This window comes from Actinomadura sp. NPDC048394 (assembly GCF_040651755.1).
GTDB lineage: Bacteria > Actinomycetota > Actinomycetes > Streptosporangiales > Streptosporangiaceae > Spirillospora > Spirillospora montaniterrae.
In genome coordinates this window covers 22,911-45,354 of sequence record NZ_JBEZJL010000073.1, presented here as the reverse complement: position 1 = coordinate 45,354, position 22,444 = coordinate 22,911, and the positions used below count along the sequence as shown (strand labels likewise).

At 74.2% G+C, this 22,444-nt stretch carries 21 protein-coding genes and 1 pseudogene; 10 read left to right on the top strand and 12 right to left on the bottom strand.

Translation table 11 applies throughout. The annotated features are described in order from the left end of the window. The first annotated feature begins 55 nt into the window (after positions 1 to 55). Positions 56 to 1,228, top strand: a complete 1,173-nt coding sequence (locus AB0C78_RS38890; RefSeq protein WP_360758246.1) for a PP2C family protein-serine/threonine phosphatase — start codon at positions 56 to 58, stop codon at positions 1,226 to 1,228. 130 nt (positions 1,229 to 1,358) lie between these two features. Here the strand turns inward: AB0C78_RS38890 and AB0C78_RS38885 are convergent, their stop codons facing one another. Continuing rightward, the gene (locus AB0C78_RS38885) at positions 1,359 to 1,769 is read right to left on the bottom strand and encodes an STAS domain-containing protein (protein WP_360758244.1); all 411 of its coding nucleotides are present in this window, start codon (positions 1,767 to 1,769) and stop codon (positions 1,359 to 1,361) included. A gap of 614 nt (positions 1,770 to 2,383) precedes the next feature. Here AB0C78_RS38885 and AB0C78_RS38880 point away from each other — a divergent pair. The 3 genes from AB0C78_RS38880 to AB0C78_RS38870 all read left to right on the top strand — a co-directional run bounded on the left by AB0C78_RS38880 (position 2,384) and on the right by AB0C78_RS38870 (position 5,175). Then, positions 2,384 to 2,791, top strand: coding sequence for a DUF5994 family protein (locus tag AB0C78_RS38880; RefSeq protein WP_360758242.1), 408 nt, complete (start codon positions 2,384 to 2,386; stop codon positions 2,789 to 2,791). 72 nt (positions 2,792 to 2,863) lie between these two features. Beyond that, the gene (locus AB0C78_RS38875) at positions 2,864 to 3,136 is read left to right on the top strand and encodes an STAS domain-containing protein (RefSeq protein WP_360758240.1); all 273 of its coding nucleotides are present in this window, start codon (positions 2,864 to 2,866) and stop codon (positions 3,134 to 3,136) included. A 320-nt stretch (positions 3,137 to 3,456) separates the two neighbouring features. Beyond that, positions 3,457 to 5,175, top strand: coding sequence for a SpoIIE family protein phosphatase (locus AB0C78_RS38870; RefSeq protein WP_360758238.1), 1,719 nt, complete (start codon positions 3,457 to 3,459; stop codon positions 5,173 to 5,175). Between the two features lie 33 nt (positions 5,176 to 5,208). On the opposite strand, the gene AB0C78_RS38865 is transcribed toward AB0C78_RS38870, so the two are convergent. Next, the gene (locus AB0C78_RS38865) at positions 5,209 to 5,505 is read right to left on the bottom strand and encodes a hypothetical protein (RefSeq protein ID WP_360758236.1); all 297 of its coding nucleotides are present in this window, start codon (positions 5,503 to 5,505) and stop codon (positions 5,209 to 5,211) included. A gap of 165 nt (positions 5,506 to 5,670) precedes the next feature. Between AB0C78_RS38865 and AB0C78_RS38860 the strand changes: the two genes are divergently transcribed. Continuing rightward, complete coding sequence (locus tag AB0C78_RS38860) at positions 5,671 to 5,970, top strand: PAS domain-containing protein (RefSeq protein ID WP_360758234.1); 300 nt, start codon at positions 5,671 to 5,673, stop codon at positions 5,968 to 5,970. Positions 5,971 to 6,499: 529 nt separating this feature from the next. On the opposite strand, the gene AB0C78_RS38855 is transcribed toward AB0C78_RS38860, so the two are convergent. Next, positions 6,500 to 6,886 (bottom strand): helix-turn-helix domain-containing protein, encoded by a 387-nt coding sequence (locus AB0C78_RS38855; protein WP_360758232.1) that lies wholly within the window; start codon positions 6,884 to 6,886, stop codon positions 6,500 to 6,502. A gap of 103 nt (positions 6,887 to 6,989) precedes the next feature. Between AB0C78_RS38855 and AB0C78_RS38850 the strand changes: the two genes are divergently transcribed. Continuing rightward, a complete protein-coding gene (locus tag AB0C78_RS38850; protein ID WP_360758230.1) occupies positions 6,990 to 7,613 on the top strand; it encodes an NAD(P)H-binding protein in 624 nt (207 codons plus the stop codon). Continuing rightward, positions 7,613 to 8,034: pseudogene (locus AB0C78_RS38845) on the top strand (nitroreductase family deazaflavin-dependent oxidoreductase). Before AB0C78_RS38850 ends, AB0C78_RS38845 begins: the two are co-directional and overlap by 1 nt. 46 nt (positions 8,035 to 8,080) lie before the next feature. Here the strand turns inward: AB0C78_RS38845 and AB0C78_RS38840 are convergent. Beyond that, positions 8,081 to 8,740 carry a cutinase family protein gene (locus AB0C78_RS38840; protein WP_360758228.1) on the bottom strand — a complete coding sequence of 220 codons (660 nt, stop codon included), beginning with the start codon at positions 8,738 to 8,740 and terminating at the stop codon, positions 8,081 to 8,083. A 191-nt stretch (positions 8,741 to 8,931) separates the two neighbouring features. Between AB0C78_RS38840 and AB0C78_RS38835 the strand changes: the two genes are divergently transcribed. Further along, positions 8,932 to 10,452: an alpha/beta hydrolase domain-containing protein gene (locus tag AB0C78_RS38835; protein ID WP_360758226.1), complete on the top strand. Its 1,521-nt coding sequence runs from the start codon at positions 8,932 to 8,934 to the stop codon at positions 10,450 to 10,452. 174 nt (positions 10,453 to 10,626) lie between these two features. On the opposite strand, the gene AB0C78_RS38830 is transcribed toward AB0C78_RS38835, so the two are convergent. Beyond that, the gene (locus tag AB0C78_RS38830; protein ID WP_151540583.1) at positions 10,627 to 10,842 is read right to left on the bottom strand and encodes a hypothetical protein; all 216 of its coding nucleotides are present in this window, start codon (positions 10,840 to 10,842) and stop codon (positions 10,627 to 10,629) included. Positions 10,843 to 10,922: 80 nt separating this feature from the next. Here AB0C78_RS38830 and AB0C78_RS38825 point away from each other — a divergent pair, with 80 nt between their 5' ends. Both AB0C78_RS38825 and AB0C78_RS38820 read left to right on the top strand, forming a co-directional pair. After that, positions 10,923 to 11,303, top strand: a complete 381-nt coding sequence (locus AB0C78_RS38825) for a YchJ family protein (RefSeq protein WP_360758223.1) — start codon at positions 10,923 to 10,925, stop codon at positions 11,301 to 11,303. 131 nt (positions 11,304 to 11,434) lie between these two features. After that, positions 11,435 to 12,085, top strand: coding sequence for a hypothetical protein (locus tag AB0C78_RS38820; RefSeq protein WP_360758221.1), 651 nt, complete (start codon positions 11,435 to 11,437; stop codon positions 12,083 to 12,085). Between the two features lie 88 nt (positions 12,086 to 12,173). Here the strand turns inward: AB0C78_RS38820 and AB0C78_RS38815 are convergent, their stop codons facing one another. From AB0C78_RS38815 to AB0C78_RS38785, 7 genes are all read right to left on the bottom strand, one after another. Then, the gene (locus AB0C78_RS38815; protein ID WP_360758219.1) at positions 12,174 to 12,581 is read right to left on the bottom strand and encodes a cupin domain-containing protein; all 408 of its coding nucleotides are present in this window, start codon (positions 12,579 to 12,581) and stop codon (positions 12,174 to 12,176) included. Then, positions 12,581 to 13,402 (bottom strand): phosphoenolpyruvate hydrolase family protein, encoded by an 822-nt coding sequence (locus AB0C78_RS38810; protein WP_360758217.1) that lies wholly within the window; start codon positions 13,400 to 13,402, stop codon positions 12,581 to 12,583. Before AB0C78_RS38810 ends, AB0C78_RS38815 begins: the two co-directional genes overlap by 1 nt. Then, entirely contained in the window at positions 13,399 to 14,616 is a 1,218-nt protein-coding gene (locus tag AB0C78_RS38805; protein ID WP_360758215.1) for a Tm-1-like ATP-binding domain-containing protein, read from the bottom strand. Before AB0C78_RS38805 ends, AB0C78_RS38810 begins: the two co-directional genes overlap by 4 nt. Before the next feature lie 71 nt (positions 14,617 to 14,687). Next, positions 14,688 to 15,386: an ABC transporter ATP-binding protein gene (locus tag AB0C78_RS38800; protein ID WP_360758213.1), complete on the bottom strand. Its 699-nt coding sequence runs from the start codon at positions 15,384 to 15,386 to the stop codon at positions 14,688 to 14,690. Next, positions 15,383 to 16,318 carry an ABC transporter ATP-binding protein gene (locus AB0C78_RS38795; RefSeq protein ID WP_360758211.1) on the bottom strand — a complete coding sequence of 312 codons (936 nt, stop codon included), beginning with the start codon at positions 16,316 to 16,318 and terminating at the stop codon, positions 15,383 to 15,385. The genes AB0C78_RS38800 and AB0C78_RS38795 overlap by 4 nt, the downstream gene beginning before the upstream one ends. 57 nt (positions 16,319 to 16,375) lie before the next feature. Further along, positions 16,376 to 19,021, bottom strand: a complete 2,646-nt coding sequence (locus tag AB0C78_RS38790; RefSeq protein WP_360758209.1) for an FtsX-like permease family protein — start codon at positions 19,019 to 19,021, stop codon at positions 16,376 to 16,378. Then, the gene (locus AB0C78_RS38785; protein WP_360758206.1) at positions 19,021 to 22,356 is read right to left on the bottom strand and encodes an ABC transporter permease; all 3,336 of its coding nucleotides are present in this window, start codon (positions 22,354 to 22,356) and stop codon (positions 19,021 to 19,023) included. Before AB0C78_RS38785 ends, AB0C78_RS38790 begins: the two co-directional genes overlap by 1 nt. Between the last annotated feature and the right edge of the window lie 88 nt (positions 22,357 to 22,444).

Sequence of the window (22,444 nt, the reverse complement as noted above, 5' to 3'; positions counted from 1 at the left end):
ACCCGGGGACTCCGTCGATCGGAGCGAGGGTTTCGGTGAGCGGCTGCTGGGACAGTTGCTGGACCGGGCACACGAGATGCCGCCCCAGCTCATCGCGCCGCTGGTGGCCGAGGAGGTCCGCGCGATCGGCGGCCGGGACATCTCGATCCTGTTGCAGGACTACGCCCAGCTGACGCTGGTGCCGCTGCCGGGCCGGGGCCTCACCGACGGCGAACCGCTGTCATTGTCGGATTCTCCGGCCGGTCGCGCGTTCCTGTCCGAGACCGTCGTCGAGCACCGGCAGGCCGACGGTGTGCGGATGTTCCTGCCGCTGCTGGACGGCAGTGACGAGATCGGCGTGATGTCCCTGACCCTCGACAGCGTCGACGATGACGACCGCCGGCTGCTGCGGCGGCTCGCGGGCCTGGTCGCCGACATGCTGGTGACCAAGAACAACTACACCGACCAGTTCCTGCGCGTGCGGCGGCGCGCGCCGATGAGCGTGCCCGCGGAGATCCAATGGTCCCTGCTGCCCCCGCTCACCATGACGACCCCGCAGGTCGCCGTCGCCGGAATCCTCGAACCCGCCTACGACGTCGCCGGAGACAGCCTCGACTACGCCCTCAACGACGACGTCCTGCACCTGGCCATGATCGACGCGATGGGCCACGGTCTGAACGCCGCGGTCCTGGCCACCGTCGCCGTGGGCGCCTACCGGCACGCAAGACGCGCCGAAGCCGGCCTCGCCGAGCTCTACGCGTTCATGGACACCGCCATCGACGCCCAGTTCGGCCCCGACCACTTCGTCACCGCGCAGATGATGCGCCTGAACATCGGGACCGGCCACCTGGAATGGGTCAACGCCGGCCACCCCGCGCCCATGCTGATCCGCGACCACAAGGTCATCTGCGCACTGGAAGGCCACGGCACACTCCCCGTCGGCTTCGGCGGCTCGACACCCCAGATCAACCACCGGCGGCTCCGCCCCGGCGACCGGGTCCTGGCCTACACCGACGGCCTCGTAGAAGAGCACACCACCGGCGGAGAACAATTCGGCGAACAACGCCTCATCGCCACCCTCGAACGCATCAGCCCCGCCAGCGCGACCGTCCAGCAGATGGTGCGCCACCTCTCCCACACACTCATGCAGGAGAGAGGCGGAATCACCAGCGACGACGCCACCCTCTTCCTCATCGAATGGCGCGGCGGCACCGCCGACCACCTCGCCAAGCCCCTCCTGCGACCATGAGGCACCGGCCGGGAGCACGGGCCGTCATGCCGTGGGGACGGCCGGCGGCCCGAGCGGCGGCGAACGCGGGGTTCGGCAGTGGTCCGCATGGCCGTTTTTCAACGGGCCGTCCGACGCCCCCGTGGGCGGGTCAGACCGCAGCCGGCGCGAGGGCCGGAGGAACCGGCTGCTTGAGCGCTCGCGCCAGGGTCGGGTAGGTCGCGAGGCCGTGCTCCAGGGCGGCGTCGTCAAGGGTCTTCGCGACGTAGGAGCGGGGAGCGGCGAGACGCATCGAGACGCCCAGCGCCAGAGCGGCGTGCCAGGCACTGATCAGGACGGATATCCCGGCCGCATCGCAGAACCACAGATGTGACAGGTCCAGCACCAGGATCCGCTGCCCTGGGTGCAGCAACTCCAGAAGCCTGTCGTGCAGCGCCGGGGCGGTCAGCATGTCGAGGTCGCCTTGCAGGGCTGCGACCGTGTACATGGGCCGGCGCACCACCGACAGCGCCACCTGCGGATGAGTGCCGGTATGGCCTTCGGACGTGTACGTCGTGTTCATGATGTCACTCCGATCCCGACGCAGATCGCGGGCGAACGGAGTCGGCAGAGCGTCCACCGGCGAATGCGGCCCGCACCGCCTCGGGGCCCCGAAGGCTCGCGGCCGTGGCACCGCCGACGTAGCACCCCGATCGGTCCTCGGCCCCTCGGCCCCCGACCGCGCGTCGCGGAACGCCGATTGATCATCGGCACCCGGATAACCTGCGTCACCCTTCACGCTACGCGGTGCGGCGCCTGCTCAAGGGCAATGACCTGCAAAGCCGCCTGGGCCTGGTGCGGCCCGGCCGGCCGCCCGGCACGCCGCGGTGTTCATCGGCGCCCCGCGGGGCCGCACCGGCGGGCGATGGGCGAGACACCGATGAACGCGAGCCTGCCATGCGATGCATGGCGTATGCCCCGCCCAGGGAGGATCCGGTGGCGTAGGCTGGTGGAGCCGAGAGTACTTCGTGCGCGGGCCGCCATGTCGGCGCCGTTCTCGGGGATCACGACCCGGTCCTCGCCGGACCGAGAATTGGGGCCTTCGAGATGGCCCACCACAGCACTCAACTCGTACACGTTCCCGGCGCGGCCGCGCCGGCCGTGCTCCCGCCGCCGGCCCTGCTTCCGCCGCCGACGATGTCCCGGCTTCGGCTGGTGCCGGGTGACACCGGGCGCGGGATCATGGACGGCGGCTGGTGGCCCCGGTCGCGCGACGCGGCGGCCGAGCTCACCGAGCTGGTGATCGCCCTGGCCGACCGGCTGGGCATGGCCACCCGGCTGACCATCGACTTCGACGACTGGCAGCACGTCCCGCTCCGCATCACGGCGCTGGGGCGGGCCATCAGGGTGGGCTGGCTGCCCCACCTCGATCACATGGTCGCGGTCGCCTGCGGGCGCGCGGAGCCGATCCTGCTTCTGGTCATACCGTCCGAAACGTCCAGGCCCTCCGCGGAGGAGGCCCTGGCCAAGGCGACGGCCCCGGGCGGCGATGTTCCGCCTGAGGAGATCCTGGCCTCCTGCGACATCTCCACCGCCCGACCCTGAGCCGCACGATTCCGTGCCGCTCATCACTGCTTCCCGGGCCGCCGCGGGGCGCCCGGTGATCGGAGATCAACGATGACCACGTTCGTGACCGCCGCACCCGCCACCGACGGTCCGGCCGCGGCGCCGTCCGAGGTGCGGATGCCGGCCCACCGGCGCCCCGGCCACACCATCGTCGCGCTGCACGGCGGGTTGGACGCCGCCGCGGCGCCGGCGCCGCGCGAGCACCTGGTGGGCGTGCCGCGGTCCAGCGGCCGGCTGCTGGTCCTTGACATGGGCGAGGTGTCCTTCTGCGACGAGGCGGGGCTCGTCGTCCTGGCCGGCGTCCAGCACCGCGCCGCGGCATGACCCCATGAACTCCCGGCACCCGTGGCGACCCCGCTCACCGAACAGCATGGGAACGGATGCGGGGCGGATGACGATGAAGGACGAATACCTGACCCTGGTGAAGGGCCTCGCGGCGGGTGTGGCCATCGCGCTGCTCGCCCTCTGCGCGGTCATCGCCGTCGTCTCCCTGATCGTCTCCTGAGCCCGCTGGAGGGGAGAGCACCGGTGCCGGGGCGACGCCGTCGGGGAGCGATCCGGCGGCGGAGCGTTCCCTCCTCCCGGACAGAGGTGTTCGGAATCGCCGCGGGGGCAGGTTCCTGATATCCGACCAGGGGGAGCAGATGAGCGGGCAGCCGGACGGCCGGGCCGGCGCGGACCAGGCGGGCCTGGTCGAGGCGATGAACTCGGGGGTCGTGGCCGTCAACGCTGCCGGCCGCATCACCGCCTGGAACCCCCGGGCCCGACAACTGCTGGGGTACACCCGGGAGGAGGCGCTGGGAAGCCCGCTGAGCAGGTTCCTGCATCGCGCCGCCGAAGGCGATCTCCCTCCGGGGCAGGACCGCCGCATACTGCGGGCGCTGCGGACCGGTGTCCCCGAGCACGCCGACGGCGACCCGTTCACCCATCGCGACGGGCGGCCGGTGATGCTGTCCTGGTCGTCCGCGCCGATCTACGCCGATGATCCGGCCGCGGCCTCGCCGGAGGCCGGAACCGGAACGGTGGCCGGAGCGGTCATCGTGCTGCAGGACGCGGCCGGACGGCACCGGATCGAGCGGGAACGCCACGACCGGATGGCGCAGGTCCGGCGCGCGAACTCCCGGCTGGAACTGGTCGCCGAGATCACCACGGTCCTGTCGTCCACCCTGGACGAGGACGAGGTGCTGCAGCGGCTGGTCCGGCTGGTGGTGCCCGCGCTCGGCGACTGGGCGGAGGTCGACCTGCTCGTCCCCGACGGACGCATCGAACGGGCGGCCGCGACCCATCGTGAACTGTCCCCCGCCGACGTCGCCCGCTTGGAGGGCCCGCTCCCACCGCTCCCCTGGACCCCGCGCGGCCCGCTCGCGCGCGTGCTCCGAGGCGGGACGACCTTGGTCGTCAGCGCCGACGCCGCCCGCGCGTATCCCGATGAGCCGCTGACCGCCGCCCAGCACGAACTCTTCCAGACCATGGACGCGCACACGGCGATCATCACTCCGCTGGCGGCCCGCGGTGAGACCTATGGCGCGCTGACGCTCGGCTACTCCCGTCCCGGACACGGCTACGGCCCCGACGACCGGCTCGTCGTGGAGGACGTCGCGCGCCGCACCGGCCTCGTCCTGGCCAACGCCCGGCTGTTCGCCGCGCAGCGCGACACGGCCGAGGCCATGCAGCGCAGCCTCCTCACCCCCCTCCCCCAACCCGACGACCTGCAACTCCAGGCCCGGTACGTCCCCGCCACACACGTCGGATGGGTCGGCGGCGACTGGTACGACGCCTTCCCCCTGGCCGGCGGCGCCACCGGGCTGGCCATCGGCGACATCGTCGGCCACGACCTGCACGCCGCGGCCCGCATGGCGCAGGTCCGCAACATGCTGCGGGCCCTGGCCTGGGCCCCGGACGCGTCACCGAACGCGGTCCTGGAACGCCTGGACGCGGTGATGGACGCCGTCAGCGACGCCGAACTCGCCACCGCCGTGTTCGCCCGCGTCCAGAAGACCCCCGGCGGCCACTGGCGTCTGCACTGGTGCAACGCCGGCCACCCGCCACCGCTGCTGATCACCCAGGACGGCGGCACCGCCTTCCTCGACGAGCACGGAATGCTGCTCGGCAACCCCGACCTCACCGGCGACCGCCCCGACGGCACCCGAGAACTGCCGCCACTGTCCACACTCCTGCTCTACACCGACGGCCTCATCGAGACCCGCGGGACCGACCTCACCGACAGCCTCACCGGGCTACGCCGCCACAGCTCCCACCTCGCCCGGCTCCCCCTCCCCGACCTGTGCGACCAGCTCCTCGAACGCATGGAGCCCAACGGCGAGGACGACGTCGCCATCCTCGCCCTCCGCGTTCCCGGCTGACCGCCCGAGCCCCGCGCACGGGACCGGACGCGCCTACAGGGGCTCACTGACCCAGCGCCACCCACCGTCCACATGCCGCGCGCTGATCAACTGCGCGCTGCCGGAATCCGCCGCCTCGGCGATCATCCGGATCAGCCGGCGGTGAAAGTCGGCGGGCGGATGACCGCCGCCCGGCGCGCCTTCCAGCAAGCTCACGCTGACCTTCGCCTCATCACGTAACTGCACGGTCAATCGGCCGGTCCTGTCCATGCGCAGGATCACGATCGCATCGGCACGGATCAGATCACCGTCAGCGGCCGAGATCCACACTTCGGGCAGTGTCCCGCTCATGAACCTCACCTCCTCCCGGTCCAAGAAGCACCAGCACCAGCACCAGCACCAGCACCAGCACCAGCACCACCCCAACATACGAGGCTCCTACGTCCGCCTCGGCGAACATCTCGCCACCCGGCGAAGCGTTGCCCCTCAATGAGACGAGCGGGGTGGAACGCGTGCTTGTCGCCGTTGTCGGGTTCCGCGGGCAACGGCCGGCTGCGGGCGCTGCATCCCGATGATCGCGAGGCGACGAAATGGGCCCAGGACGCAGTGCGCCGGGAAGGTCGGCCCTGCTGGTACATGTACCGGTTGCCGACGGCCGAAGGCGAGTATCGGCACTTCGAGGTCCGCACCGCGCCGATCTACCAGAACGGCGGTCTGATCAAATGGATCGGGGCCCACATCGACATCGAGCAGCGGCTCAACACCACGGCGATCCGGTCTTGCCCTGGCGTTTGGCGGCTCTTGCCCGGCTCATAGTGAGAGCTGGTCACGGTCACAATGGTCTCTCCCGCCCCGGTACTCGTCCCCCGGGCCTGGAGCACGAGAGGCCGACCTGACCGGGGAGGGCAGAAGCCCCCGAAGACCCAACCGGCGAGTGGTCCTCGGGGGTTGTGCCGATCACGCCGAGGGCGCGACCAACGCCAGGACGCCCCTCAATGACGAGCCGCAGCGACTGTTGAGGGACAGGCAGGCAGACAACCAAGTTCGCCGAAGTGGAGGCGGTCGGCGGTGGCGCGGGCAGGCGCCTGGCGAGCACCGCAACCGGCGTCCGCACGTCGTCACCATCACCCGACGACCGAGCCTGCAGCGCTGCCCTTATCGTCGGTGGTCATGTCGGTGCGGCTCACGGCGAAGGATCCCGTGACGGTAAGGATGCCATCGGCGGACGTCGCTACAGTTTCCCCTGTGTGTGGGGTCCCCCCGGGGGCGCCAGTGCGAGGGTTCTCCCGGGGTGCGCGCGCGGTGTTCGGCCTGGTCGGGGCGTTATCCGGGCCTGGGCGGGGTGTTATCCGGCCTGGTCCAGGTGGGTGGCGGTGTCGTAGGACTCGCGGGCGTCGAGCAGTTCGTCCCAGTGGTGCTCGGCCCAGGCGCAGGCGGCCGCCATCGGTTCGAGCATGCTGCGGCCCAGCGGGGTCAGCTCGTACTCCACGTGCGGCGTGGCCTCGGCGTAGACGGTGCGCTTGACCAGGCCGTCGCGTTCGAGGGAGCGCAGCGACCGGGTGAGGACCTTGGGCGTGACGCGGCTCAGCGGCACGCGCAGTTCGGAGAAGCGGCGCGGCCCGCCTTCGAGGCAGCGGATGACGAGCCCCGCCCACTTGTCGCCGAACCGGATCGGGCTGAGCGAGGACGGGCACAGCTCCTCGAACATGTCGGCGGGCAGCGGTTCCCTCATGGCGCCACGATAGCCGGTATCCCGGAGGGAACCGCGGCCCTCGTTAACGTCGGCGGACCGGCCGGGCACGCAGGGCTCCGGCCCTGGTGAGAGGCGGTTCGTCATGAACATCGTGGTCTTCGGCGCGGGCGGGCGCGCGGGCCGGCAGGCCGTCGCGGAGGCGCACCGGCGCGGCCACCGGGTCACCGCCGTGGTGCGCGACCCGTCACGCCACGGCGACCTCGCCGGCGCGCGGGTGGTGGCGGGAGACGTCACCGACGCGGACGGCATCGCGCAGGCGGCCGCCGGGCACGACGCCGCGATCAGCGCCGCCGCGGACCTGTCGGCGCCGCCGCACGACTTCTTCACCGCCTCGTCCCGCGCCCTGGCCACCGGCTTGGCGAAGGCGGGGGTGCGACGGCTGGTGGTGGTCGGCCTCGCATCGATCCTGCCCGGGGCGTCCGGGGCACCTTTGATGGACGAGCCCGGATATCCCAACGAGTACCGCTCCTTCTACCTCGGTCACGCGGCAGGCCTGGAGGAGCTAAGGGCCTGCGATCTGGACTGGGCCTACGTGGCTCCCGCCGGGGACTTCGACCACGCCGGCGAGCGCACCGGCGCGTATGCGGTCGCCGACCACGGGGACCCGGCCAGCCGGATCTCGTATGCGGACTTCGCGATCGCCTTGCTCGACGAGGTCGATGCGCCCCGGCACCACCGTGCGGCCGTCAGCGTCCGGGAGACGTGATGCCGCGGGTGCACGACAGCCCCGATCCCTGGATCACCGAGGACATCCGCCGGTTCGAGGAGACCGGCGGTCGGCCTCGTCCGGGCGTGAACGACCTGCTGCTGACCACCCGGGGCCGGAGGTCCGGCGAACTGCGACGCACCGCGCTGGTCTACGAGCGTGACCGCGACCGGTACGTCCTGGCGGCGTCCAATCGGGGGTCGGACCACCATCCCGCCTGGTACCTGAACCTGCTCGCCGACCCCGACGTCACCGTCCAGGCCGCTGGACGGTCCTTCGCCGCCCGGGCACGTCCGGCCACCACGGAAGAGCGTCCGGGCTGTGGAAGCTGCTGGTGTCGGCCATGCCGGAGTACGGGGCCTACCAGGAGCAGACCGCCAGGGAGATCCCTGTGGTCCTCGTGGAGCCCGTAACCGGATAGGGGTGAGCCCCCGCCCGGCCGTGGCGGGGGGCTCACCTGGCGGGGGTCAGCCGTTGATCTTGGCCGCGGCGAACTGGGCGCCCTGGGGGACGGTGCCGTTCGTGGCGTAGGTGAGGTGGGCGGAGATGTCGACGCCGTTCGCGCAGACGGGGTCGCCGGTGTTGCAGAACTCCTTGGCCTTCGGGCCGTAGAGGGAGCTGGCGGTGTTGATGGTCTGGCCGTACAGGCGCAGCGGGTTGCCGTAGACGACGACGGCCTTCACGCGGGAAGCGAGGTTCGTCGGGATGGTGCCGCCGGTGCCGAGCAGGGTCGGGATGCCGATCGCGATGTCGGTGACGCTCGCGCCCTGCGAGTAGCCGCCGAGGACGAACGAGGTGTTCGGACAGGAGGCGGCGACGGACTTGACATGGTTGCTCATGTCAGTGGCGCCGGGGCCGGCGCTGGTCTGCGCGAGGTCGGCGGCGTAGTTCACCGCGTAGGAGCTCACCGACTTGCCCGGCAGGTCGCCCTTGATGGCGCTGACGAGCGGCGTGCCGACGATGCCGAGGCCGGGCAGCTCGCCGCTGCCGCGGGCGAAGACGACGTCGACGTCGGAGCAGCTCGCGGCGGACGCGGGGGCGGCGGACAGGGTGGCCAGCCCGGCGGCGCTCACGGCACCGGCGAACGCGACGGCGGTGAGCCGCCGGAGGGACGGGGAGAGGGACATGCGGGCCTCTTTCTGCGCCGGGCCCCGATCCGTTCGGGGCCGGTCAGCGCAGGAACGTAGGGGCCCGGCGGGCGCTCCGGCATCGGCAGAATCACCGGCCCGCGCGGCGGACTGGCGATTTCCCCGATGCCGGGAGCAGGGCGGCGGCCGACACTGTGCTTCCCCCCGACCAGTGCTTCCAGGAGGCAACCGTGCGAATTCCCCTGCGCTCCCCGAGACGGCGGGCCACCGCCGCGGCCTTGGGGGCGGTGCTCTTCGGCGCGTTCATCGGCGCGTCGCCGTCCGCCCGCGCGGACGTGGACGACCCGGCCGTCAGCGTCCCGCCCGCGGGGAGCCACGGCTTCCCGTTCCTCGCCGCCGCCGAGGACCTCGGCTCGTACGGCTACACCGAGAACGAGTACTTCATCTCCGGCACCGCCCACTCGTACGCGAAGGCGGGGCTGTGGGGCCCGGACGGACGGTGGAGCGTGCGCGAGTCCGGCAGCGCGGCGTACAAGACCCGGCTGCTCGTCCGGCGGCCCACGGACCCGGCGAAGTTCAACGGGACGGTCGTCGTCGAATGGCTGAACGTCAGCGGGCAGCTCGACCTGTCGCCGGACTACTGGTTCGAGCGGGACGAACTGCTGCGCGAGGGCTACGCGTGGGTGGGCGTCTCGGCGCAGGCGGTCGGCGTCAACGGCGGCCTCGGCGAGATCCACGGCCTGAAGGGCTGGGATCCCGAACGGTACGGGACGCTCGTCCACCCGGGCGACGCGTACTCCTACGACATCTTCTCGCAGGCCGGGCGGGCGCTAAGGGCGCCGGACGGCCCGGACCCGCTCGGCGGGCTGAAGGTGCGGACGCTGCTGGCGGACGGCGAGTCGCAGTCGGCCGGGTTCATGACGACGTACGCGGACGCGGTGCAGCCGGTGGCGAAGGTCTACGACGGCCTCATGATCCACAGCAACAGCGCGGTCGGCGCGCCGATCAGCGGCGAGCTGGCGGACACGCTGACGATGCCGAACCCGTCGCGGATCCGCACGGACCTGCCGGTGCCGACGTTCGTGGTGCTGACCGAGACGGACGTCCCGCTGGCGTCGGCGGCGCGGCAGCCGGACACCGGCAGCGTCGTGCACTGGGAGCTGGCGGGCACGTCGCACGGCGACCAGTGGGCCTACGACCTGGGTGACCCGACGCTGAAGAAGTCGGCCGGGTCGGCGGCGCCGCAGGCGGACTGCACCGCGGGGACGGCACCGTTCAACGACGGTCCGGGCCACTACTCGATGAACGCGGCGCTGCGCCACCTGGCGTCGTGGGCGCGCGGCGGGGCGCGGCCGCCGAGCGGCGCGCCGCTGAACACGGCGCTGCGCGACCCGCGCACCGGGCTCGCGACGGGCGGCGTCCGGCTGCCGGACATCACGGTGCCGACCCGCACGCTCACCGGGCTGCGGCACCTGGGCCTCAGCGACGGGGTCTTCTGCGGCCTCTACGGCGCCCGCGACCCGTGGAACGGCGACACGGACGGGTGGGACAAGCACGACGCGGGCGATCCGTCCAACCCGTCGTTCCCGCCGGTCGCCGAGCCGGTGCTGAGCCGGCTGTACCCGACGCACGCCGGGTACGTGGCCAAGGTGCAGGCGGCGGCGCAGCAGTCCGTCGACGGCGGGTACCTGCTGCCGGAGGACGCGGCGGCGATCGTGAAGACCGCGCAGGACTCGTCCATCGGCGGCTGACCCGGGGTGGGCGACACCGGCCGGCGCGGGCTCTCGGCCATCGGCCGCCCCGCGCCGGCCGGTGCGCGCCCGGCACCCGCCCGCCCGATGCACCCGGTGCCCGCCCGATGCGACCGGTGGCCGCGCGCCCGGCACCCGCCCGCCCTGGACCCGCCCGGGCGGGCCGCGCGCGGCTCAACTCGTGTCGACCGAGCGCTGCTGGCCCGGGTAGCCGGGCTTCTGGTAGGGCAGCCCGACCATCTCGTCGTCGAGCGTCCCGGCGGTGAGCGGCAGGTCCGGCGGCTCGGGGGCGGGGCCGTCCGGCTTCGCGCCGGACGGCGGGGCGTCCACGGGGCCGCCCGCGTTCACCCCCTGCGACTCGACGAGGTCGTCTTCATGCTCTTTGTGCATGTTCGTCCCTTTACCCGGCAGGAAGCGGAATAGCCCGACGTCAGGCGGGGGCCTCCGCGCCGCTGCGGGAGAATCGCCGCATGGCGAAGAAGTGCCCCTGCGGGACCGGGACCGCGTACGGGGAATGCTGCGGGCGGCTGCACCGGGGCGAGGCCGCCGCGCGGACGGCCGAGGAGCTGATGCGGTCGCGGTTCAGCGCGTTCGCCGTCCAGGACGAGGCGTACCTGCTGGAGAGCTGGCATCCGGCGACGCGGCCCGAGCGCGTCGAGGCCGATCCGGGGACGCGGTGGACGCGGCTGGAGATCGTCCGCACCGAGGACGGCGGCCCCGGCGACGGCAAGGGGATCGTGGAGTTCCGCGCGCACTACACGTCGGGCGGGCGGGACGGGGTGCTGCACGAGGTCAGCCGCTTCGTCCGGCACGACGGCGCGTGGGTCTACGTCCGCGGCAAGGTCCGGTGACCCCCGCGTGGGGGATGCCGGTCGACCCGTGAGGGGCAGCGGCTTCGGCCGTGCGGGGGAGGCTCGGGCACCGCGGCGGCTGCGACGTTGGGGACGCGGGCGACGGGCGCCCGCGGCGAAGGGAGACCCACATGTCGCACCGGAGGATCGCGGTCGCGGCGGCCGTCCTGGCGGCGGCCGGCGCGGTCGGCGGCGGGACGGCCATGGCGCAAGAGAGCGGCGGCCCGGCCCCGCGGGAGTCGCACGTCACCGGCGACGCCTGGCTGAAGTACCCCGGCGACCCGCAGTACCCGTACCGGCGGTTCGTCGTGGACGCGCATGGCGGACCGTGGAGGTTCGTCAACGGCAAGATGGTCATGGGCGCCGCCCGCGGGACGGTCCGGTTCGACCACTTCGCACCGGACGAGCCGGGCGGGCCGTCCACCCACCACTGGGGGACGATCAAGGTCGACTACGTGATGGCGTCCGGGCCGGTCGCGGTCGTGTCCGGCATCCGGCAGGACGACGAGCACGGCATCCCGCCGAACCAGAAGCGGGCCAACCTGACCTTCTACCAGTCGCCGCGCGGCCACCGGTTCGACCGGATGGGCTTCTCGTGGGGCCTGGTGGACGCGCAGTGCCAGCAGATGGGCGGCGGACCCGCGCCGTTCAGCCCGGCCGCTGCCGGGCCGGACGGCCGCTGGCTCAAGGGCTACACGGTCAAGGCCGCGCCGCTGGAGATCCCCACCGGCCCGGTCCAGCCGCCGGACGACCCGGCGGACTGCTCCTTCGCCGACGGGTAGCGCTCCCCCGGGCGTCTCGGGGCCTCTCGGGGTGTTCGGAGCGTCTCGGGGCGTCCCGGGGCGTCTCGGGGCGTCTCGGGGCGGCGGGTCAGGCCTGGCGCCACTCCGGGGCGGTCCCGGCCGCGTGGAGGCAGAAGTCGGGCGCGCCTTCGAGGGCCTTCTCCTCGCCGCCCGGCGTGTACGTGACGATCAGCCGCAGCGGGCGCCACGTCGCGTTGTAGGTGGAGTGCCACGCGCCCTTCGGGATGTGGACGGCGTCGCCCTCGCGGATCGTGAACGGCGCGCCGTCGTCCACCATCTGCTCCGCCTCGCCGGAGACGACGTAGATGACCTCCTCCGCGTTCGGGTGGTTGTGCCGCGCGTGCCCCTTGCCCGGGTTGACGATGACCTCGCCGAGGGTGCTGCCCGCGCCGTCGACGGCCGACGGGGTGACGAACCACTTGATCGACCCCCAGTCGAAGGTCATCGTGGGCACGTCGCCGGGAGTCACGTGCATCAGATCTCCAGGTTCTTGAAGGCGGCCACCTGCTCGGTGATGGCCCGCTCGGTCGGCAGCCGTTCGACCGAGGAGGCCCCGAAGAAGCCGACGACGCCGGTCGTGCGGGACAGGACGTAGGCGGCGTCGTCCGGTTCGGCGATGGGGCCGCCGTGGCACAGGACGAGCACGTTGTCGCGGACCGCGGCGGCCGCGTCCCGCATGGCCTGCACCTTCGCGACCGCCTCGTCCAGCGTCAGGGCGGTGCCGGCGCCGATGCTGCCCTTGGTGGTGAGCCCGACGTGCGGGACGAGGACGTCCGCGCCGGCCTCCGCCATGGCCCGCGCCGAGTCCTCGTCGAAGACGTAGGGGGCGGTGACGAGGTCGCGTTCATGGGCGAGCCGGACCATCTCCACTTCGAGGTCGTAGCCCATGCCGGTCTCTTCGAGGTTCTGCCGGAACACGCCGTCGTAGAGGCCGACGGTCGGGAAGTTCTGCACCCCGGCGAACCCCATCGCCTTCAGCTGGTCGAGGAAGACGGGCATCACGCGGAACGGGTCGGTGCCGCACACGCCCGCGAGGACCGGGGTGTCCCGGACGACCGGCAGCACCTCGGACGCCATCTCGACGACGATCTGGTTCGCGTCCCCGTAGGGCAGCAGCCCGGCGAGGGAGCCGCGGCCCGCCATCCGGTAGCGGCCCGAGTTGTAGATGATGATCAGGTCGACGCCGCCGGCCTCCGCGCATTTCGCGGACAGGCCGGTGCCCGCGCCGGCGCCGATCACCGGCTTGCCCTGCGCGACCGACGCGCGCAGGCGTTCGAGGACGGTCCGGCGGTTCACCGCGCTCCTTCCGTGATGAGTTCGTGCAGGCGGTCGGCCATCGCGCGGCCGAACGACGGGTCGTTGATGTTCACGTCCAGGGTCTCGGTCGGGACGGCGCCGTCCATCGCGGCGAAGCAGGCGGCGTCGGCGTCCGGGTCGTGGAACGGCATGTCCGGCGCGTCGAGCGCCGACACGCCGCCGAGCGGGACGAACAGCACGGTCGGTCCGGTGGCGGCGGCGAGCTTGGCCGCGACGCGGCGTCCGAGTTCCTCCATCTCGTCGCGGGTCGTCCGCATCAGCGTCACAGTCGGGTTGTGGACGTACAGGTTCCGGGCGGCGAACCGTTCCGGGACGGTGTCGCGCGGGCCGAAGTTCACCATGTCGAGCGCGCCCGGCGCGACGACCTGCGGGATGCCGTGCCGTCCTGCGGCGGTGAGCCGGTCCGGGCCCGCCGACAGGACGCCGCCGACCAGATCGTCCGCCAGTTCCGTCGTCGTCAGGTCGAGGACGCCCGCGATGAGGCCGCTGTCGACGAGGCCCTCCAGCGCGCGTCCTCCGGCGCCGGTCGCGTGGAAGACCAGCACCTCGTAGCCGAGGTCGCCGAGCCGCTCGCGCGCCGCGTCCACCGCCGGGGTCGTCACGCCGAACATGGACGCCGCCACGAGGGGCCGCTCGTCCGCGGGCTCCGGCGGCGCGTCCGCGCGGGCCTTCGCCATGCCCGCCGCCGCTGCCGCCGCGTTCCCGAGGATGAGCCGCGACACCCGGTTCACGCCCGCGATGTCGACGACGCTGTAGGTCATCGTGACGTCCTTCGCGCCGACGTACGGCGCCACGTCCCCGGCCGCCATCGTCGACACGATCAGCTTCGGCAGCCCGATCGGCAGGTCCCGGACGGCGCGCGCCGCGATCGACGACCCGCCGCTGCCGCCGACCGCGAGGACCGCGTCGACCCGGCCCTGCACGACCAGCCCGGCGAGGACGACCGCCGCGCCCTCGCCCATCGCCGTGACGGCCGCGCCCCGGTCCGCCGCGTCGCGGAGCACCGCGATCGTCGTGCCGCCGGCCTCCGCGACGCGCTCCGCCGGCACGTCGGCCACCACGCCGGGCGCCGGCTCGCCGACCCCGGCGTCCACGAGGACGACCTCGCAGCCCAGCTCGCGGAGCCGGTCGCGCAGCCACGCGTACTCCGCGCCCTTGGTATCGAGCGTTCCCACCAGCACCACGGTCGCCACGCCGCGCCTCCGTCCATCGCTCCCCGGGGATCATGCCCCTGGCCCGTCCCCGGCAACCGGCCGAGGGCGGCTCATCCCGCCGCGGGCACCGGCGCTTCGGTGATCTTGCCGTCCTCCAGGTTCAGGACCCGGTCGGCCTCCGACAGCAGCGCCTGGTCGTGCGTGGCGACCAGCACGGTGACGCCCTCGCCGGCGACGATCGCGCGCAGCAGCGGCATGATCGCGGCGGCGGTCTCGGAGTCGAGCTGGCCGGTCGGCTCGTCGGCGAGCAGCAGCCGCGGCCGGTTGGCGAGCGCGCGGGCGATCGCGACGCGCTGCTGCTGCCCGCCCGACAGCTCGTAGGGGCGCTGCGCGGCGTGGTCGGCGAGGCCGACGAGCGCGAGCAGCACCCGGACGCGCTCGTCGCGCTCGGCCGGCGCGGTCCGGGTCAGCCGCAGCGGGACCTCGACGTTCTCGGCGGCGGACAGCACCGGGATCAGGCCGTGCGACTGGAACACGAACCCGATGTGGTCGCGGCGCAGCGCGAGCAGGTCGTCCTCGGACAGGGCGCCGATCTCCCGGCCGTCCACGCGGACGGTGCCGCCGTCGGCGGTGTCGAGGCCGCCGATCAGGTTCAGCAGGGTGGTCTTGCCGGACCCGGACCGGCCCCGGATCGCGACGAGCTCGCCGGGCTCGACCCGGAACGACGCGCCGCGCAGCGCGGGCACCTCGACCTTCCCGGCGCGGTAGGTGCGGACGAGGCCGTCGACGGCGACCATCGGCTCGGTCATGCGCCCTCCTCGCGGGGCCGGTCGGGCCAGACGCCGACGTGGTCGTCCTCCAGCGCCAGTCGCACCCGCTCGCGCATGTCGAGGGCCTCGGTGAAGCCGCGCGGGAGCTGGACGCGTCCGGCCCGGTCGAGGACGGCGTACTCCTCGGCGGTGCGGGTGCCGTCCGAGGCGTCGCGGCGGCGGACCTCGCTGCTGGTGCGGCCGTCGCGGATGCCGACGGTGCGGTCGACGCGCTCGGAGACGCCGGCGTCGTGCGTGACGATCACCGTGGTGGTGCCGAACTCCTGGTTGACGCGGCGGAACGCGGCGAACACCTCGGCGGCGGTGCCGGTGTCGAGCTCGCCGGTCGGCTCGTCGGCGAGGACGACGTGCGGCTCGTTGGCGACCGCGACGGCGATCGCGATGCGCTGCTGCTGGCCGCCGGACAGCTCGGCGGGGCGGCGGCCCGCGCAGTCGCCGACGCCGAGCATGCCGAGCAGGTCGGCGGCGCGGGTGGCGCGCTCGCGCCGGGACCGGCCGGCGAACCGCATCGGCAGCTCGACGTTCTGCGCGGCGGTGAGGTACGGCAGCAGGTTGCGGGCGGTCTGCTGCCAGATGAACCCGACCTGCTCGCGGCGGAACGCGAGCCGCTCCTTCGCCGACATGGTGAGCAGGTCGGAGCCGGCGACGCGGGCGACGCCGGCGGTCGGCACGTCCAGCCCGGACAGGATGTTCAGCAGCGTGGACTTGCCGGACCCGGACGCGCCGACGATGGCGATCAGCTCGCCGGGGTCGACGAGCAGGTCCAGGCCCTGGAGCGCGACGACCTCGATGCCCTCGCTCTTGTAGATGCGGACGAGGTTGTCGCAGACGATGTGCGCGCCCTCGCCGTAGGCGGGGCCGCGTTCGACGGCGCGGCGTTCGAGTTCGGCCAGATCCGGTGCGTCTACCAAGGCTCCCCCTCCGTGCGGGGGGACGGCCCGCGCGCCCCCTGGTTCGCTTCGCTCATCTCAGTCCCCCGTTCTCAGGACGTCGCCCAGGTTCGGGCGGTCGAAGGCGCGGTCGACGGCGAGGGCCGCCGCGGCGGCGAGCAGCAGCGCGGCGAGCAGCCCGAGCAGCGCGGCGGCGCCGGGCGTGTGGCCGGTCGCGGTGAACCCGGACGTGTAGGGGCGCAGGTCGACGACCGGCCCGGTGATCTCCGGCAGCAGCAGCCCGAGGACCCAGCCGGCGGCGACCGCGCACAGCAGCACCGGGGCGATCTCGACGAGCGCGAGGGCGCGGCTCTGCCTCCGGTTGAGGCCGAGGACGCGCAGGTGCGCGACGGTCCGTCCGCGGGCGCGGGCTCCGACGACCAGCACCAGCAGGACGGCGAGCAGCCCGTAGGCGCCGCCGATCAGCGCCGCGTTCCGGAACGTCCGGTGCACGAGGTCGACCATCGGGACGGCGGTCATGCCGTGCAGGACGTCCGCGCGGAGCTGCACGTCGCGGGGCGCGCCCTTGGGGGCGGCGGCGTCGAGGACCTTGCGCAGCGCGGCGACGTCGACGTGGTCGCCGCGGACGAACAGCTCCGTCGGGTAGTTGCTGGAGCCGAACGTCGTGTACGGGACGACGACGAACGCCGATCCGGTGTCCATGGACGGGAACCGGTCGATCGTCGCGTCCGGCTTGAACCGGAACGGGTCGATGTAGTGGCTGCTGAGGGTCACCGGCTTGGACCCCGAAGCGAGGATCCCGGCGGCGCCGGGCGAGACGAGCTGCCCGTTCGGCGCGTCCGGGAGGCCGGGGACGCCGGGGAACGCCTTGCGGTACGCGTCGAGGTCGATGCCGACGACGGTGATCGGCGCCGGCTCGCCCGGCCCGGTGACCTGCTGGACGACCCGGGCCGGCACCACCGCGGTGACGCCCCGGACGGCGCGCGCCTTGGCGACGGCGCTCGGGTCGAGGCCGGTGGATCCGATGCGGACGTCGCCGCCGACGACGCTGAAGGAGGCGCGGACCTGCCCGTGCCGCAGCGCCGCGTCCACGGTCGCGCTGAACCCGGCGACGGCGGCGGCGAGCAGCAGGATGACCAGCGGCAGCGCGCCGATCACGCTCTGCCGGGAGGCGCGCGCGAGGCCGACGAACCAGAGGGCGCCGCGGCCGCGGCGCAGCAGCGGGCCGGCGGCGCGCAGCAGGTACGGGTAGGCGCGCAGGACGAGCATGCCGAGCGCGGCGCCGAGCAGCACGGGGACGGCGGCGACGAGCGGGTCGCCGCCGGACGCGCCGCCGCGCTGCCGCAGCACCACGACGCCGGCGACCGCGACGACGACCAGCAGCAGGTCCAGGACGAGGCGGCGCAGGGACGGGCGGGCGGCGGTGAAGTCGTCGCGCCGCGCGCCGGCGGAGCCGAGGCCCGCGCCGCGCTCGCGCAGCACCATCGCGCCGGACAGCGCGAGGACGACCGCGACCAGCGCGGCGACCGCGTAGAGCGAGCGCGTTTGCGGCGGCCCGGCGTCCAGGAGGAGACCGGCGGCGTAGCCGGCCGCCGCGGCGGGCAGCACGCCGAGGGCGGTGAGGCCGCCCGCGTACCAGGCGAGCTGGCGGAGCGACGCGCCGCGGGCGCGCATCGTGCCGAGGAGCGGCCGGAGCCGTTCGCCGAGGAGGCCGGCGGCGAGCAGCAGCACCCCGGCGGCGACGGCGAGGAGCCCGGCCAGCGCCATCCCGAGGACGGACTGGGCGGTGCGCAGCCGGCCGAGGAAGGCGTCCAGCCGTGCTTCCAGCGGGGTCTCCACCGTGCAGGCGAACAGCCCGGCGTGGCCCTGCACGGCCGCCCGGTAGGAGTCGAGCTCGGCGGCGATGGTGCGCGCGCGGCCGGTGTCGACCGCACCGGTGCGCACCGGGAACCGCCAGGTGAAGGTGAAGCCCCGGCGGGCGTCGGCGGCGATCATGGTGTAGCCGCCCGTGTCCGTCAGCGCGGTGCCGACGGCGGCCTTGGTGCCCTCCCGGTCGATGATCCGCTCGGTGGACCGCAGCAGGGAGACGCGCGACGCCCAGTAGGCGTCGCGGGGGTTCGTCGGCGCGTAGAACCCGGTGATGCGGACGTGCAGCGGCTCGGGGATGTCCTCGTCGGAGAGGGTGAGCCGGGCGCCGACCTTGTAGCCCATGGCGTCGGCGTACCGTTCGGCGACCATCACCTGGATCTCCGGCGTGGTGCGGCCCTGGTTCAGCGGAACCTCGTTCACCGGCGGGCGCCCGGCGACGATGTCGATGCGCCGGTCGGTGTCCGGGTCCCAGCCGAGGGTCAGTTCCCGCGGTTCGGGGAACTCGCCGGCGATCGACTGCGGGGAGTCCAGCGCGACGGACGCCTCGGGCGGCCCCGTGACGTTCCGCAGCGAGCCCGGGAGCAGCTGCTGCCAGGTGAACGCGTTGGCGGTGAGCGCGCCCACGTTCGGGATGGCGCTGGACGCGCCGGTGCCCTTCGCCCTGCCGACGACCTGCAGGTCGGCGTCGGTGCCGACGGTGGTGGCGGCGTCGCGGTCGTATCCGGCGGCGGTGGCGGCCGGGACGGCGACCGCCAGCAGCGCGCTCACCAGCGCCAGCACGGCCAGCGCCGCGAGCGGCGCCCACTGCGTGCGGGCCAGCCTGAGCCAGGGGCCGGTGTGCAGGGCTCGGCGCATCATTCCTCCCCCGCGCGCAGTCCGGCGCCGACGTTGCGGCGGCGCAGGACCCGGATGACCGGCGGCAGCACGAGCCCGAGGACGGCGGCCGTCCCGGCGAGCATCGCCGCGACCAGCGGCCACTGGACGATCAGGACGGCCGGCGGGTACGGCTCGGTGGCCTGCACCCCGACGACCAGGTGCGGGACGACGAGCCGCGCGACGAGCAGGCCGAGCGCGGTGCCGCCGGCGAGGCCGAGCACGACCAGGAACGCCTGCTCGACGGCGAGCATCCCGGCGACCTGGCGGGGGCCGACGCCGAGCGCGCGCAGCACCGCGAACTCGCGGGACCGCTGCCCGGCGGTGACGGCGGCGTTCACCACGAACGCGATGACGGCGAAGGCGAGCGCGGACCCGAACCCGAGGACGAGCGCGCCCTGGAGCGCGGCGCCGAGCGGGGCGTCGCGGAGCCGGGACCGCAGCGCGGCGCGGTCGCCGGTGACCTCGCCCCATTCGCGGTGCGCGCCGGCGGCCTTGACGGCGGGTCCGGTGCGGTCGCCGCGGACGGACGCCCACCATTCGCCGGGCCGGGTGCTGTCGGGTCCGGCGCGTCCGGAGGCGAGCCGCTTCTCCACGAGGGTGGGCAGGTCGACGAGGATGCCGGGGGTATCGGGCGCGGTGGTGGGCAGCGCGTCGACGACGCCGATGACCTTGACGGGCTGGTCGCCGTCGACGGTGCTCAGGGTGAGGGTGGCGCCGACGCCGACCTTCGCGCGGGACGCGGCGGCGGCGGTGATGACGCCCGGCACGGCCGGCTGGAGGTGCACGTTCTGGTCGCCGTGCGGCGGTGGCGTGCCGGCGCCGAGCACCGCGTGGACGGAGGTCCCGCTGGCGAGCCGGAGGCTGCCGAACACGACCTCGCCGGGCGGGCTGGCGGGGATCGCGATCTCGGCGAGCCCGGGCCCGTTCGCCAGCTTCGGGCGGGACGGGTGGACGGGGTCCGTCGGCTCGGCGAACACGTCCCACCGGGCTCCGGCGGGCGGCGCGGCTTCGCCGGTCCCTTCGCCGCGGACGTGCTCCAGGGTGAGGTCGATGGGCCCGCTGTAGCCGTTGTCGTCGTAGGAGTAGTGCAGGGCGCGCACCGACAGCGGGTAGCTCAGCACGCCGCCGGGCCCGGCGAGGGCGGCGGTGTCGACCGCGATGGTGTGGGTCCGGCCGTCCGGCCGGATGCCGGGGAGCGGGACGCGGGCCGTCACGCCGTGGGCGTCGGCGACGGTCGCCTCGGCCTTGTACGCGTCGACCGGCGGCGGGACGGTGCCGTCGGGCAGCGGCGGGACGGGGCCGGTCCGCTTCAGCCGCACGTCGAACAGCAGCCGCGCGGGCCTGCCGGGGACGGCGAGCCCCGGCGTGGCGGGACGGGCCGCGGCGAGGGCGCCGAGCGCCAGGCCGTGCCGCAGGTCGGAGCGGATCCGCAGCATCGTCCCGAGCCGCGCGGTGTCGGCCGCGAGGAGGGTGGCGGACGCGGTGCCGATGGTGCCCTCGACGCGCAGCGCGCCGGTCACGGAGGTGACGCCGGGCAGCGCCGCGACCCGGCCGCCGGCGCCGAGCGGGGTCGGGGCGAAGACCCCGACGGGCGCGCTGACGCGCAGGTCGCTGCCGCTCTGGAAGTCGGCCTGGTCGGTCTGCGAGCGGCGCCAGGTCGCCATGGTGGTGACCGACAGCACCCCGACCGCGATCGCCATGACCAGCAGCAGCACGGGCCCGGCGTAGCGCAGCGAGCGGCGGCCGACCTGCCGGGCGCCGAGCGCGGGGGCGAGGCCGCGGCCGCGCGCGGCGACGCGTTCGGCGGCGCCGGACGCGACGGGCACGACGCGCAGCAGCAGGACGGCGCCGGCGAGCAGCCCGAGCGCGGGCCCGGACACGATGACCGGGTCGACGCCGGACGCGCCGCCGGACGCGCCGGTCCCGTCGACGCCGTACCGGGTGAGCTGCCAGATCGCGAGCGCGGCGACGAGCAGCAGCGCGAGGTCGGCGCCCGATCCGACGAGCCCGCCGCGGCGGGCGCGGCCCATGCCGGCCTGCGCCTCGACGAAGGTGCGGTTCGCGCCGCGCAGCGTCGGGACGGTCAGCGCGACGGCGCCGGCGAGCGCGGTGGCGACCGAGACGCCCCACAGCGGCGCGAGGGGCCCGGCGTCCAGCCGCAGCCCGGACGCGCGGATCGCGGGCGCCCAGCCGGCGAGGTGCAGCAGCGGCCCGGCGAGCAGCGGCCCGCACACCGCGGCGGGCAGCACGATCAGCGCGCCCTCGGCGACGCCGAGCCGGGCGAGCTGGCGCATGCCGAGGCCGCGGGTGCGCAGCAGCGCGACCTCGCCGCGCCGGTGGTCGGCGAGCAGCCGGGCGACGAGCATCCAGGCGCATCCGGCCAGCAGGATCAGCTGGAGCACCGGGATCAGCATGGTGGAGCGGGTGACCCGGACCGCGTCGGCGAGCTGGGCGGCGAGCGTCGGCAGGCTCGTCACGACGGTGTACTGGGCGCCGCCGGAGGCCTTCTGGACGATGGCGCCGCTGCGCGCGGCGCGGCCGCCGAGCGGGTCGATGTCGCCGGTGCCGATGTGCCGCAGGTCGGGCATGACCGTCCACCGGACGTCCACGCCGGTGCCGGTGAGGCGGGCGGCGAACACGTCCTGCGGCACCACGAGCGGCCCGTAGGTGGTGTAGTCGCCGTGCTCGGCGCCGGTGGTGACCAGCTGGTCGCCCTGCCAGAAGTAGTCGTCCGGGCGGGGCACCTCGAAGAGCCCGACGACGCGGGCGCGCACGACCGACCTCTTGTCGACGCGGCCGTGCAGGGTGAGGACGTCGCCGACGGCGGCGTGCATCGAGCGGGCGGCGGCGGCCGGGAGGGCGGCCTCCATCTCGGCGTCCTTGCCGGTCCCCGCGCCCGGCGAGGGCCAGCGGCCCTGGGCGAGGCGGGCGTGCCGGTCGATGCCGGTGTAGGTCGCGAACGCGGTGAGCTGCGGGTGCTCGCTCTTCTCCTGCCCCGGCAGCGTGTAGGAGTCGCTGCGGACGCCCATGGAGACCGATAACGGGACGTCCCGGTAGATCTGCTTGAGCGCGGCGTCCACCTGCCGCTGCGCGGTGCCGAGCCCGCCGGCCGGGACGTTGGTGCTGAGCGTCGTGCCGACCGTCGCGAACGTCGCGTCGGCGAGCGTGCGCTGCAGGCCCTCGCGGGTCACCGAGCCGGCGTAGCCGACGAGGGCCGCGAGGACGGTCGTGGCGAACAGCGCGGTGGCGCACGCGGCCAGCACCAGCGTGCGGTCCGCGGCCATGCGCCTGACGACGAGCCCCCGTTGCCCCATAGCCGCACATGATCAATGGACGTGACCTGGACAACAAGAGCTGAGCGGGTTTCTTGTACTTATCGCAACATTTCCGGTACTTCGCCAT

What these genes read in the sequence shown, in the direction of transcription:
- AB0C78_RS38885 (WP_360758244.1), bottom strand. Translation starts at nt 1,769, where the DNA reads ATGAACACGACGTACACGTCCGAAGGCCATACCGGCACTCATCCGCAG.
- AB0C78_RS38880 (WP_360758242.1), top strand. Translation starts at nt 2,384, where the DNA reads ATGTCCCGGCTTCGGCTGGTGCCGGGTGACACCGGGCGCGGGATCATG.
- AB0C78_RS38875 (WP_360758240.1), top strand. Translation starts at nt 2,864, where the DNA reads ATGACCACGTTCGTGACCGCCGCACCCGCCACCGACGGTCCGGCCGCG.
- AB0C78_RS38870 (WP_360758238.1), top strand. Translation starts at nt 3,457, where the DNA reads ATGAGCGGGCAGCCGGACGGCCGGGCCGGCGCGGACCAGGCGGGCCTG.
- AB0C78_RS38865 (WP_360758236.1), bottom strand. Translation starts at nt 5,505, where the DNA reads ATGAGCGGGACACTGCCCGAAGTGTGGATCTCGGCCGCTGACGGTGAT.
- AB0C78_RS38855 (WP_360758232.1), bottom strand. Translation starts at nt 6,886, where the DNA reads ATGAGGGAACCGCTGCCCGCCGACATGTTCGAGGAGCTGTGCCCGTCC.
- AB0C78_RS38850 (WP_360758230.1), top strand. Translation starts at nt 6,990, where the DNA reads ATGAACATCGTGGTCTTCGGCGCGGGCGGGCGCGCGGGCCGGCAGGCC.
- AB0C78_RS38840 (WP_360758228.1), bottom strand. Translation starts at nt 8,740, where the DNA reads ATGTCCCTCTCCCCGTCCCTCCGGCGGCTCACCGCCGTCGCGTTCGCC.
- AB0C78_RS38830 (WP_151540583.1), bottom strand. Translation starts at nt 10,842, where the DNA reads ATGCACAAAGAGCATGAAGACGACCTCGTCGAGTCGCAGGGGGTGAAC.
- AB0C78_RS38825 (WP_360758223.1), top strand. Translation starts at nt 10,923, where the DNA reads ATGGCGAAGAAGTGCCCCTGCGGGACCGGGACCGCGTACGGGGAATGC.
- AB0C78_RS38820 (WP_360758221.1), top strand. Translation starts at nt 11,435, where the DNA reads ATGTCGCACCGGAGGATCGCGGTCGCGGCGGCCGTCCTGGCGGCGGCC.
- AB0C78_RS38815 (WP_360758219.1), bottom strand. Translation starts at nt 12,581, where the DNA reads ATGCACGTGACTCCCGGCGACGTGCCCACGATGACCTTCGACTGGGGG.
- AB0C78_RS38800 (WP_360758213.1), bottom strand. Translation starts at nt 15,386, where the DNA reads ATGACCGAGCCGATGGTCGCCGTCGACGGCCTCGTCCGCACCTACCGC.
- AB0C78_RS38790 (WP_360758209.1), bottom strand. Translation starts at nt 19,021, where the DNA reads ATGCGCCGAGCCCTGCACACCGGCCCCTGGCTCAGGCTGGCCCGCACG.
- AB0C78_RS38785 (WP_360758206.1), bottom strand. Translation starts at nt 22,356, where the DNA reads ATGGGGCAACGGGGGCTCGTCGTCAGGCGCATGGCCGCGGACCGCACG.